This window comes from Micromonospora sp. NPDC050495, assembly GCF_040655175.1.
Lineage (GTDB): Bacteria > Actinomycetota > Actinomycetes > Mycobacteriales > Micromonosporaceae > Micromonospora.
In genome coordinates this window covers 20,790-33,047 of the sequence record NZ_JBFAJK010000026.1, presented here as the reverse complement: position 1 = coordinate 33,047, position 12,258 = coordinate 20,790, and the positions used below count along the sequence as shown (strand labels likewise).

The 12,258-nt window shown below is 73.6% G+C and carries 10 protein-coding genes; 9 read left to right on the top strand and 1 reads right to left on the bottom strand.

Features of this window, described 5'->3' with window-relative positions; all coding sequences use genetic code 11:
• Positions 1–36: 36 nt before the first annotated feature.
• Positions 37–1,440, bottom strand: coding sequence for a PLP-dependent aminotransferase family protein (locus tag AB0I11_RS22880; RefSeq protein ID WP_357323911.1), 1,404 nt, complete (start codon positions 1,438–1,440; stop codon positions 37–39).
• Positions 1,441–1,658: 218 nt separating this feature from the next.
• Between AB0I11_RS22880 and AB0I11_RS22875 the strand changes: the two genes are divergently transcribed.
• The 9 genes from AB0I11_RS22875 (at position 1,659) to AB0I11_RS22835 (ending at position 12,190) form a co-directional block, all read left to right on the top strand.
• Positions 1,659–2,381 carry a hypothetical protein gene (locus AB0I11_RS22875; RefSeq protein WP_357323908.1) on the top strand — a complete coding sequence of 241 codons (723 nt, stop codon included), beginning with the start codon at positions 1,659–1,661 and terminating at the stop codon, positions 2,379–2,381.
• Positions 2,378–2,740 carry a transcriptional regulator gene (locus AB0I11_RS22870; RefSeq protein ID WP_357323998.1) on the top strand — a complete coding sequence of 121 codons (363 nt, stop codon included), beginning with the start codon at positions 2,378–2,380 and terminating at the stop codon, positions 2,738–2,740. Before AB0I11_RS22875 ends, AB0I11_RS22870 begins: the two co-directional genes overlap by 4 nt.
• A gap of 145 nt (positions 2,741–2,885) precedes the next feature.
• Entirely contained in the window at positions 2,886–3,605 is a 720-nt protein-coding gene (locus tag AB0I11_RS22865) for a DinB family protein (protein WP_357323904.1), read from the top strand.
• A gap of 387 nt (positions 3,606–3,992) precedes the next feature.
• Positions 3,993–4,082 carry a K(+)-transporting ATPase subunit F gene (gene kdpF / locus AB0I11_RS22860; RefSeq protein ID WP_357323899.1) on the top strand — a complete coding sequence of 30 codons (90 nt, stop codon included), beginning with the start codon at positions 3,993–3,995 and terminating at the stop codon, positions 4,080–4,082.
• A complete protein-coding gene (gene kdpA, locus AB0I11_RS22855) occupies positions 4,082–5,737 on the top strand; it encodes a potassium-transporting ATPase subunit KdpA (RefSeq protein WP_357323894.1) in 1,656 nt (551 codons plus the stop codon). Before kdpF ends, kdpA begins: the two co-directional genes overlap by 1 nt.
• Positions 5,738–5,757: 20 nt before the next feature.
• Positions 5,758–7,947, top strand: a complete 2,190-nt coding sequence (kdpB, locus tag AB0I11_RS22850) for a potassium-transporting ATPase subunit KdpB (RefSeq protein WP_357323995.1) — start codon at positions 5,758–5,760, stop codon at positions 7,945–7,947.
• Positions 7,947–8,828 carry a potassium-transporting ATPase subunit C gene (locus tag AB0I11_RS22845; RefSeq protein ID WP_357323889.1) on the top strand — a complete coding sequence of 294 codons (882 nt, stop codon included), beginning with the start codon at positions 7,947–7,949 and terminating at the stop codon, positions 8,826–8,828. Before kdpB ends, AB0I11_RS22845 begins: the two co-directional genes overlap by 1 nt.
• Positions 8,829–8,948: 120 nt before the next feature.
• Positions 8,949–11,501, top strand: a complete 2,553-nt coding sequence (locus AB0I11_RS22840) for a DUF4118 domain-containing protein (protein ID WP_357323885.1) — start codon at positions 8,949–8,951, stop codon at positions 11,499–11,501.
• On the top strand, positions 11,498–12,190 hold the full coding sequence (locus tag AB0I11_RS22835) for a response regulator (RefSeq protein WP_357323881.1): 693 nt from the start codon (positions 11,498–11,500) through the stop codon (positions 12,188–12,190). The genes AB0I11_RS22840 and AB0I11_RS22835 overlap by 4 nt, the downstream gene beginning before the upstream one ends.
• Positions 12,191–12,258: the final 68 nt, after the last annotated feature.

Below are 12,258 nucleotides of genomic sequence, written 5' to 3'. Positions count from 1 at the left end.
CAGTTCCCTGGGGCAATCTGGCGGCTGCCTGCTGGGTCAATCCGCGCGCCGTCGGGCACTCCCCCGGATGCTCGCCACGAGCAGTTCGAGCGCGGTCTCGTACTGTCCCGGGGTCGGGCCGCCGTACCCGATCACCAGGGCCGGCCCCGCCGGCTGGCGGGCCGGTCCGAAGTGGAAGGAGCTCAGACCCTCCAACCGCAGCCCGCGCGCGGCGGCTTCCTGCTCCACCACCTCCTCGGTGGTCCCGGCCGGCAGGGTGAGCAGGCATTGGAGGCCGGCGGCGAGGCCGGTCACCTCGCAACCGGGAAGCCGGTCCGCGACGACCTCCTCCAGGCGTCGGCGACGCGACCGGTAGGTGGCGCGCAGCCGGCGCACGGTGCGGTCGTAGTCGTGTGCCTCGACGAACCTGGCGAGCGCCAGTTGGTGCAGCGCCGCCGGCTGCCCGCCGGAGAGCGCCCGCTGCTCCAGCACGTCGGGCAGCAGCCAGGTGGGCAGCACTCCCCACGCCAGGCCGACGGCCGGCGCCACCGCCTTGCTGGCGGTGCCCAGGTACGCGACCCGTTCGGGCGCCAGGGACTGGAGCGCCCCGATCGCCCGCCGGTCGTAGCGGAACTCGCCGTCGTAGTCGTCCTCGATGACGAGGGCGTCGTGCCGCTCCGCCCAGCCGACGAGCCAGCGGCGCCGGTCGGCGGCCAGCGGCACGCCGACCGGGAACTGGTGAGCGGGCGTGAGCAGCACCGCCGACACGTCCAGCCGCGCCAGGAGTTGCACGTCGGCGCCGTCCTCGTCGACCGGCAGCGGTACGGGCGTCATGCCGGTCGAGGCGATCAACCGCCGGTGGGTGTCGTGGCCGTACTCCTCCACGGCGATCCGGGTCGCGCCGCGCTGGCGCAGGGCCCGGCACAGCAGCACGAGCAGCTCCCCGAAGCCCTGGCCGACCATGACCCGTTCCCGCTCGACCGCGACGCCACGGGTGCGGGCCAGGTACGACGTCAGCGCGCCGCGCAGCCGCGTGGTGCCGGCCGGGTCGGGGTAGCCGAGTTCGGCGGTGGTGACGTCCAGGGTCGCCTGGCGTGCCGCGGACGCCCACTCCCGGCGGGCGAACCCGGCGGTGTCCGGTATCCCGCCCCGCAGGTCGACCCAGCGCCGCCGGACCGTCCGCTGGCGCAGCCCCGCCTGGACGTACGACGGCGTCTGGCCGGAGACCCAGGTTCCGGCGCCGACCCTCGATTCCAGCCAGCCCTCGGCGGCGAGCTGCGCGTACACGTCGGCCACCGTGTTGCGGCTGATGCCGAGGTCGGTGGCGAGCGTCCGGGCCGCGGGCAACCGGGTGTCCGGGGTGAGCCGGCCGTCGAGGATGGCGGCGCGCAGCGCCGCCTCCAACGACCGCCCGGGCCGGACGGGCGAGAGGTCGAGGTGCAGGTCCAGGCCGAGGCTCACCAGGGGATCGTAGATTGCCCCAGTTGGCTGTCGAGGAACGGGCACAGCCAGTTGGGGCGATCAAGCTCCCCCGGCCGACGCCGCCGGCGCCGGCGGTCGGCGCACGAGCCGGGGTCGCGCCGAGCCGGGACCCGCGCGACTGCGCTCGCTGTGGACCCACCGTGCGGCGGCCGCCCGAGCCACTAGCGGAAACAGGTTTGTTATGGAAACCTATTGGCATGACCACCGATTCGGTACCCGCCGGCGACGACCCCCGCCGGCTGCTGTCCGACGTACGCGCGCTCGCCCACCGGGTGCGTCTGGACCAGCGGGTGACCTCGGTCGCGCTGCTGGTGCTCGCCGTGGTGACGTTCGCCGCGATCCCGATCGCCTGGTATTCGCTCGACGCCGACTGCGGGTCCCCGAGCGCGTGGATCAGCGACCCCAGCGTGGCGGGCGGCTCCATGTGCCAGGTCGGGCGGCACCTGGGCCCGGAGCTCTACTGGCCGCCCGCGCTGCTGCTGGCCTACCTGGCGATCGCCGGGTACGCCGTGCGGGTCGCCCGGGCGCGAGGGCTGGGCACCCGGGTGCTGCCGTACGCGCTCACCGGCGTCGCGTTGGCCGTCCTGAGCACGGTCGTGTGGCTGGTGAGCCGCCAGGACCTGCTCAGTCGCCCGCCGATGACGGAGCCGTTCCCCTACTGGGTGCTCCTGCTGCACCGGCTGCTCGAACCGGCGGGCACCATCGGCGTCGCGCTGCTGGTGCTGGCCTGGCTGGAGCGCCATGTCGCGCTGCTGGTGTTCACCCTCGGCTACCTCGCGGTGGTGCTGGCGCCGATCGGCCTCGGCTGGCATGCCCCGGGGGGATACCTGGCGGAGTCCCTGGTGCCGCAGGTCGTCAACGGCGCCGTGCTGCTGCTGGGCGCGGCCGGCTTCCGGGTGGCCCGCCGGTGGCGGCGGTGACCGGCGGGGCCGCGAGCCCGGACCCGGACGCCTCGTCCGCCCACCCGGTCACCGGCCTCGACGACGTGGTGCACCAGCGGGTCCGGCTCGGCGTCCTCACCATCACGCACGAGGCCCGCCGGGTCGAGTTCGGCTACCTGCGGACCCAGCTGGAGCTGACCGCCGGCAACCTCTCCCAGCACCTGGGCGTGCTGGAGTCCGCCGGCCTCATCGAGATCGAGAAGGGGTACGCCGGCCGGCGCGGCCGGACCTGGGTCACGCTCACCCCCGCCGGCAGGACCGCGCTGGCCGACGAGATCGGGCGGCTCAAGCTGCTCATCGCCCGGGTCGAGACCAACGACTCCACAATGGAGGGATGACACCACCCGACCCGGCTGACTCTCCCCCGGCCGCGATCGTCACCGGCGGGCCCCGGACCCGGCGCGTCGCGTTTTCAGTCGGACCCGCCAGCTAGCATCGCCTCGATCGCCGACGGACGCGATCGCCAACGGAAGGGAGAGCGCCGTGGCCCAGGGCGACAGCACGACCTTCGTGGACCGGGACCTGCAGGGCGCGCGCTTCCGCAGATCGACGCTGGCCGGCGCGGTGATGCGCGGCGTCGACGTGCGCGGGCTCGACATCGACGCGCCCTGGCTGACGGACGGCCCGCTGCTGGTCAACTCCGTCGACGTCGTACCGCTCGTCGAGGCCGAACTCAACCGACGGTTTCCGGGGCGGGAGCTGCGGCACGCCGAGGATCCCGATGGACTGCGCACGGCGTGGGCGAGCCTCGAACACGCCTGGGCGGCCGTGGTCGAGCGGGCGGAGGCCATGCCCGAGAGCGCCGTCGACGTCTCGGTCGACGGCGAGTGGTCGTTCGCGCAGACCCTGCGCCACCTCGCGTTCGCCACCGACGCCTGGCTCGGCAAGGCGATCCTGCGCCGGCCGCAGCCCTTCCATCCGCTCGGGCAGCCGCACGCCGAGTACGAGACGGACGGCTTTGACATGTCCGTCTTCGCCACCGCGCAGCCGAGCTTCGCCGAGGTGCTCGAGCTGCGGGCCGAGCGACAGGCCATGGTGCGGGACTTCCTCAGCAGCGCCACACCGGAGCTGCTCGCCGAGCCTCGGCCCACCGCCTGGTGGCCCGAGCACGAGGAACCGGTCCGGCACTGCCTCCACGTGATCTTCGACGAGGAGTGGGAGCACCTCCGCTACGCCGTGCGCGACCTCGACGCCCAGGCTTAGCGCACCCGTCCCACCCCCTGCACCCCACCCGGCCGGCTCGACCCGCACCCCGCCGGCCCGCTGCCGCCGGCGGAACCACCGGTACGCATCCACCCCGGCCGACGCCCTGCCGTGCCGCTCACCCCGCACCGCCGGTGACCCGTTTCACGTGCTCAACGGCCCGGCGTTAAAAGGGCGTCAAGAATCCGGCGGCCGGCGTCATGGCTGCGTCAACGGCCCTGTCCGGCCGGTATCTGAGGGGCTTTGATTGCCCGGCGCGACCGACTGGCGGTCGTGACGAACTCAGTTCCGGTAGGGGGAGTCAGCCGTGTCTGACGTGGTGTTCGTGGCCTTGACGGTGGCGCTGTTCGCAGTGCTCGCCCTGGTGGTGCGGGCGGTGGAGAAGCGGTGAGCGCGGTCAACGCGGTGGGCCTGGTGCTGGCGGTCGGCCTGGGTGTGTTCCTGGTCGTCGCCCTGCTGTTCCCGGAGCGCTTCTGATGACCACGACGACAGCCGGCGTCATCTTCGTCCTGTCGCTGATCGGGGCCCTGATCGCGGTCCACAAGCCGTTCGGCGACCACCTGTTCCGCGCGTTGTCCGGCACCCGGCACTCCCGGCTGGAGCGGGGCGTCTACCGCCTGGTCGGGGTCAACCCGGCCGCCGAGCAGTCCTGGGGCGTGTACGCCCGCGGCGTGCTGGCCGTCTCCGCCGTCTCGATCCTGTTCCTCTACGCCTTCCAGCGGGTGCAGCAGCACCTGTGGCTGTCGCTGGGCTTGCCCGCGGTGCCGCCGCACGGCGCGTGGAACACCGCGGTGTCGTTCGTGACCAACACCAACTGGCAGTCGTACTCCGGTGAGTCGACCCTGGGCCACCTGGTGCAGATGGCCGGTCTCGCGGTGCAGAACTTCGTCTCCGCCGCCGTCGGCATCGCGGTGGCGGTGGCACTGGTCCGCGGCTTCGCCCGCAGCCGCGCCGGCGAGCTGGGCAACTTCTGGGTCGACCTGACCCGCATCGTCCTGCGGATCCTGCTGCCGGTCGCGGTGCTGGGCGGGCTGGCCCTGATGATCGGCGGTGCAGTGCAGAACCTGTCGGGCGGCACCGACGTGAGCACCCTGACCGGCGGCACCCAGACGATCACCGGCGGGCCGGTGGCCAGCCAGGAGGTCATCAAGGAGCTGGGTACCAACGGCGGCGGGTTCTACAACGTCAACAGCGCCCACCCGTTCGAGAACCCGACCACCTGGACGAACTGGAGCGAGATCTTCCTGATCCTGCTGATCCCGTTCAGCCTGCCCCGGGTCTTCGGCCGGATGGTCGGCCAGAACCGGCAGGGCCACGCGATCACCGCCGTGATGGCCGTCCTGGCGCTGGCCAGCGTCGCCCTCACCAACGCCTTCGAGCTGGCCGGGCACGGCACGGTGCCGCAGGCGGTCGGCGCGGCGATGGAGGGCAAGGAGGTGCGGTTCGACGTGGCGAACTCCGCCACCTTCGCCGCCGCCACGACGCTCACCTCCACCGGCGCGGTGAACTCGTTCCACGACTCGTTCACCTCGCTCGGCGGCCTGATGACCATGGTCAACATGATGCTCGGCGAGGTCGCGCCCGGCGGCGTCGGCTCCGGCCTCTACGGCCTGCTGATCCTGGCGGTGATCACGGTCTTCGTGGCCGGTCTGATGGTCGGCCGTACCCCGGAGTACCTGGGCAAGAAGATCGGGTCCCGCGAGATCCGGTTCGCCTCGCTGTACTTCCTGGTCACCCCGGCGCTGGTGCTGACCGGCACGGCGGCGGCCTTCGCGACCGGTCACCACGCCACCGCGCTCAACGTCGGGCCGCACGGCCTGTCCGAGGTGCTCTACGCGTTCACCTCGGCGAGCAACAACAACGGCTCCGCCTTCGCCGGCATCACCGTCAACACCACCTGGTGGGACACCGCGCTGGGGCTGTGCATGCTGCTCGGCCGGTTCCTCCCGATCATCTTCGTCCTCGCCCTGGCCGGCTCGCTGGCCCGCCAGGCGCCCGCCCCCGCGTCCGAGGGCACCCTGCCGACCCACCGGCCGCTCTTCGTCGGCATGGTCGTCGGCGTCACGGTGGTCCTGGTCGCGCTGACCTTCCTGCCCGCCCTCGCGCTCGGCCCGCTGGCCGAAGGGCTGTGACCACCATGAGAGAGAAGGACATGACCCCGTCCACGCCGGCACCGCACGGCACCGCCGACGCGGCGACCGCCGGCACCCCGGCCACCCGGGGCAACCGGGCCGGCGGTGGCCTGCTCGACCCCGCGCAGCTGTGCCGCTCCCTGCCCGACGCCCTGCGCAAGCTCGACCCGCGCACCCTCTGGCGCAACCCGGTGATGCTGATCGTCGAGATCGGCGCCGCCTTCACCACCGTCCTCGCCGGCGCCGACCCGTCGGTGTTCGCCATCGTGATCGCGATCTGGCTCTGGCTGACCGTGCTCTTCGCCAACCTCGCCGAGGCGGTCGCCGAGGGCCGGGGCAAGGCACAGGCGGCCACCCTGCGGCAGGCGAAGAGGGACACCGTCGCCACCCGGCTGGTCGGCTGGACGCCGGGGGCCGCCGCGAACACCTACCGGGACGAGGCCGTCCCGGCGCCGCAGCTCACCCAGGGCGACATCGTGCTGGTCGAGGCCGGGAACATCATCCCCGGCGACGGCGACGTGGTGGAGGGCATCGCCAGCGTCGACGAGTCGGCCATCACCGGCGAGTCCGCCCCGGTGATCCGGGAGTCCGGCGGCGACCGCAGCGCGGTCACCGGCGGCACCCGGGTCCTCTCCGACCGGATCATCGTGAAGATCACGCAGAAGCCGGGCGAGAGCTTCATCGACCGCATGATCGCCCTGGTCGAGGGGGCCAATCGGCAGAAGACCCCGAACGAGATCGCGCTGAACATCCTGCTCGCCGCGCTCACGATCATCTTCCTGCTCGCGGTGGTCTCCCTGCAGCCGCTGGCGATCTTCGCGAAGGGTTACCAGGCCGCCGCGCCGGACTCCGGGGCGATCACCGACGCCGGGGTCACCGGGGTGGTGCTGGTCTCGCTCCTGGTCTGCCTGATCCCCACCACCATCGGGGCGCTGCTCTCGGCGATCGGCATCGCCGGCATGGACCGTCTCGTGCAGCGCAACGTCCTGGCGATGAGCGGCCGCGCGGTCGAGGCGGCGGGCGACGTCAACACGCTGCTGCTCGACAAGACCGGCACGATCACCCTGGGCAACCGGCAGGCCGCCGAGTTCCTGCCCGTCGAGGCGGTCACCGCCGCCGAGGTGGCCGACGCCGCGCAGTTGTCCAGCCTCGCCGACGAGACGCCGGAGGGCCGCTCGGTGGTCGTGCTGGCCAAGAACGGGTTCGGCCTGCGCGAGCGGGAGCCCGGCCTGATCCCGCACGCCACGTTCGTGCCGTTCACCGCGCAGACCCGGATGAGCGGCGTCGACCTCAGCGCCGATGCCGGCCCGGCCCGCCGGGTCCGCAAGGGTGCCGCGGCGGCGGTGATGACGTGGGTACGCGACAACGGCGGGCATCCCACCGCCCAGGTCGGGGAGATCGTGGACGCGATCAGCGGCACCGGCGGCACGCCGCTCGTGGTGGCCGAGCACGTCGCGGGTCAGCCGGCGCGCGCGCTGGGGGTGATCCACCTCAAGGACGTGGTGAAGGCCGGGATGCGGGAGCGGTTCGACGAGATGCGCCGGATGGGCATTCGCACCGTGATGATCACCGGCGACAACCCGCGTACCGCGAAGGCCATCGCGGACGAGGCCGGCGTGGACGACTTCCTCGCCGAGGCCACCCCGGAGGACAAGCTCGCCCTCATCCGGAAGGAGCAGGAGGGCGGCCGGCTGGTGGCCATGACCGGCGACGGCACCAACGACGCGCCGGCACTCGCCCAGGCCGACGTCGGGGTGGCCATGAACACCGGCACGTCGGCCGCGAAGGAGGCCGGCAACATGGTCGACCTCGACTCCGACCCCACCAAACTCATCGAGATCGTGGAGATCGGCAAGCAGTTGCTGATCACCCGGGGCGCGTTGACCACGTTCAGCATCGCCAACGACATCGCGAAGTACTTCGCGATCATCCCGGCCATGTTCGCCGGCCTCTACCCGAGCCTGGACACGCTGAACATCATGCGGCTGGCCAGCCCCGAGTCGGCGATCCTCGCCGCGGTCATCTTCAACGCGCTGGTCATCGTGGCGTTGATCCCGCTCGCCCTGCGGGGCGTGCGGTACCGGCCGGCCGCCGCGTCGGCGCTGCTCAGCCGCAACCTGCTGATCTACGGCCTCGGCGGCGTCGTCGTGCCGTTCCTCGGCATCAAGCTCATCGACCTGCTCATCCAGTTCATTCCGGGGATCTCGTGATGCGCCTACCCACCTGGCTCGCCCACCACCTCGCCGCCCTGCGCGCGCTGCTGGTCTTCACCGTGCTGCTCGGCCTGGCCTACCCGCTCGCCCTGGTCGCCGTCGGCCGGCTCCCCGGCCTGGCCGACCGCGCCGACGGGTCACTCGTCCGCGCCGGGGGGACGCCCGTCGGCAGCGCGCTGATCGGCCAGGCGTTCACCGACGCCGACGGCAACCCCGTCCCGCGCTACTTCCAGTCCCGTCCCTCGGTCGCCGGGGACGGCTACGACCCCACCGCCACCGCCGCCAGCAACCTCGGCCCGGAGAGCGTGGTCGACACCATCGCCACCGACCCGGAGCAGTCGACGCCGAGCCTGCTCACCCAGGTCTGCGCGCGCAGCAAGGCCGTCGCTGACCTCGACGGCGTCGACGGGCGGCGCCCGTACTGCACGGCGGACGGGGTCGGCGCGGTGCTCGCGGTGTTCCGCGCCGACGGGCTCACCGGCCCGATCACCCGGGTGGTCAGCGTCAACCAGGCCGCCCCGGCTCCGCCGTTCCTGGCCACCTACCAGGGCGTGCCGGTGGAGCCGGCGGAGCCGGGCGTCGACTACCTGGCCGCCGGCGGGATCGTCACCCCGATCCGCGGCGACGCCCCCGCCGAGCCGGCGGTACCCGCCGACGCGGTCACCGCCAGCGGCAGCGGCCTCGACCCGCACATCAGCCCGGCGTACGCCGAGATCCAGGTGGCCCGGGTGGCGCGGGAGCGGGGCGCGGACCCGGCGGCGGTCCGTCGCCTGGTCGATCAGCACACCGCGGGCCGGTCGCTGGGCTTCCTGGGCGCACCGGCGGTCAACGTGCTGGCCCTCAACCTCGCCCTCGACGAGCGGTTCCCCGCCCGCTGACACCGCGCCCGGGCCGGGCGGCCCCCGACCGGCCCGGCCCGGCGAGCGGGTCGTCCGCCGGGCGGAGCGCTGTGCCGGACCGCCTCGCCAGCGGCCCCCCGACCAGGAAGGATCGGCTGCGTGTCCCGCGGAGAACTGCGCATCTACCTGGGGGCCGCCCCCGGCGTGGGCAAGACCTACGCCATGCTGGAGGAGGCCCAGCGCCGCGCCGAACGCGGCACGGACGTGGTCATCGGACTGGTCGAGACGCACGGCCGCCCGCACACCGCGGCCATGATCGGCGACCTGGAGCAGGTGCCCCGTCGCACGATCACCTACCGGGGCGCCGAGTTCACCGAGATGGACCTCGACGCGGTGCTCGCCCGCCGACCCGAGGTGGTGGTGGTCGACGAACTGGCGCACACCAACGTGCCCGGCTCGCGGCACGACAAGCGCTGGCGGGACGTCCAGGAACTCCTCGACGCGGGCATCAGCGTGCTGTCGACGGTCAACGTCCAGCACCTGGAGTCGATCAACGACGTCGTCGCCCGGATCACCGGCACCACCCAGCGGGAGACCGTGCCCGACGAGATCGTCCGCGCCGCCGAGCAGGTGGAACTGGTCGACATGACCCCGGAGGCGCTGCGCCGGCGGATGGCGCACGGCAACATCTACCGGCCGGACAAGATCGACGCGGCGCTGGGCAACTACTTCCGGGTCGGCAACCTCACCGCGCTGCGCGAGCTGGCGCTGCTCTGGCTGGCCGACAAGGTCGACGAGCAGCTCGACCGGTACCGGGCCCAGCAGGGCATCTCCGCCACCTGGGAGGCCCGGGAACGCGTCGTGGTGGCGCTCACCGGCGGCTCCGAGGGGGAAACCCTCATCCGCCGCGCGGCCCGGATCGCCGCCCGCAGCAAGGGCGCCGACCTGCTGGCCGTGCACGTGGCCCGCAGCGACGGACTGGCCGGCGCCGACCCCGCCCAGCTCGCCCGCCAGCGGGTCCTCACCGAGAGCCTCGGCGGCACCTACCACCAGGTCCTCGGCACCGACATCCCGGCCGCGCTGCTGGAGTTCGCCCGCGGCGTGAACGCCACCCAACTCGTGCTGGGCGCCAGCCGCCGGGGGCGCTTCGCCCAGCTGTTCGCCCGCGGCGTCGGGGTCACCACCACCGCGCTGTCCGGCGCCATCGACGTACACCTGGTCACCCATCCCGAGGCGGGCCGGGGCCGGCGGACAACCGGGGTGCCGGCGGCGCTGTCACGCCGGCGGCGGCTGCTCGGGTTCGCGCTCGCCGGGCTGGGCCTGCCGCTGCTCACGTCGCTGCTGCAGGCGCTGCCGGACCTCACGCTGACCAACGACATCCTGCTCTTCCTCGCCGGCGTGGTCGGGGTGGCGCTGGTCGGTGGCCGGTGGCCCGCGCTGGTCGCCGCGCTCGGCGGCTCCCTGCTGCTCAACTGGTTCTTCACCCCGCCGTACCACACGCTGACCATCGCCGAGGCGGACAACCTGCTCGCCCTCGGTGTCTTCGTCGGCGTGGCCGTCGCGGTGAGCTGGGTGGTCGACGTGGCCGCCCGGCGCACTCGCGAGGCGGCGCGGGCGTCCGCCGACGCGCAGACCCTCGCCACGGTGGCCGGCGGCGTGCTCCGCGGGGAACGGCCGCTGCCCGCGCTGCTGGACCGGCTCCGGGAGACCTTCGGGCTGCGCGCGGTCAGCGTGCTCGAGCTGACCGCCGGGGCCGAGGGCCGCCCCGCCCGCGCCCGCGAGGAGAGCGCGTGGCGGGTGGTGGCCAGCGTCGGCGACGCGCCACCCGGCAGCCCCAGCGCGGGCGAGACCGCCGTACCGGTGGACGACCGGCTCACCGTCGTGCTGTCCGGGCGGCGGCTGGAGGCGGCCGACCGGCGGGTGGTCGAGGCGTTCGCCGCCCAGGCCGCGCTCGCGCTGCGCCAGGAACGCCTCGCCGAGGAGGCGGCCACCGCCCGGCCCCTGGCCGAGGCCGACCGGATGCGCACCGCGCTGCTCGCCGCGGTCAGCCATGACCTGCGTACGCCGCTGGCCTCCGCCAAGGCCGCGGTGTCCAGCCTGCGCAGCCCCGACATCGACTTCGATCCCGAGGACCAGGCCGAACTGCTGGCCACCGCCGACGAGTCCCTCGACCGGCTCGGCCGCCTCGTGGCGAACCTGCTCGACATGAGCCGGCTCCAGGCCGGCGCGCTCGGCGTCACCGCCGTGCCCGTCGGCATGGAGGACGTCGTGCCCCGCGCCCTGGACGAGCTGGGGCCGCCCGCCGCCGACGTCACCACCGACATCCCGCCCGACCTGCCCGCCGCCCACGCCGACCCCGGCCTGGTGGAGCGGGTCCTGGTCAACATCGTCGCCAACGCGCTGCGCCACAGCCCACCCGACCGGCCGCCCACCATCACCGCCAGCGCGCACGCCGGGCAGGTCGAGCTGCGTGTCATCGACACCGGTCCCGGCATCCCCGAGGACCAGTGGGAGCACGTCTTCCTGCCGTTCCAGCGGCTCGGCGACCGGGACAACACCACCGGCGTCGGTCTCGGACTGGCGCTGTCCCGCGGCCTGGCCGAGGCGATGGGTGGCAGCATCGCTCCCGAGACCACCCCCGGTGGCGGCCTCACCTTGGTGCTTCGCCTGCCCGCTGCCGCACCGACGAGCGCGGAAGGTCCGCCGGAATGATCCGCATCCTGGTCGTCGACGACGAACCGCAGATCCTGCGCGCGCTGCGGATCAACCTGCGCGCCCGCGGCTACGACGTCCAGGTCGCCGACACCGGCGCGGCGGCCCTCAAGGCCGCGGCCAGCCATCCGCCGGACCTGGTGGTGCTCGACCTGGGCCTGCCCGACATCGACGGCGTCGACGTCATCCGGGGCCTGCGCGGGTGGACCACCGTGCCGATCATCGTGCTCTCCGGCCGGGCTGGCAGCGAGGACAAGGTGGCCGCCCTCGACGCCGGCGCCGACGACTACGTCACCAAGCCCTTCGGCGTCGACGAACTACTCGCCCGCATCCGCGCGGTCACCCGCCGGCTGGCCGCGGCACCGGCCGACGGCACCGCCCCGACGGCAACCGCCCGGGTGGGTCGGCACACGGTCAACCTCGCCGACCGCACCGTCACCCGCGACGACGGCGTCGAGGTGCGGCTCACCCCCACCCAGTGGGCGATGCTCGACAAGCTGCTGCGCCACCCCGGCAAGCTGATCAGCCAGCGGCAGCTCCTGCACGACGTGTGGGGCCCGGAATACCAGCACGAGACGAACTACCTGCGCCAGTACATGGCCCAGCTGCGGCGCAAGCTCGAGGACGACCCCGCCCGCCCCCGACACCTGATCACCGAGCCGGGCATGGGCTACCGCTACCGGCCCTGACCGGCCGGGCCGGCGGCACCCGCCGAATCCGGGCCGCGCCGCGGCTTGACCTTGACGCTGCGTCAACC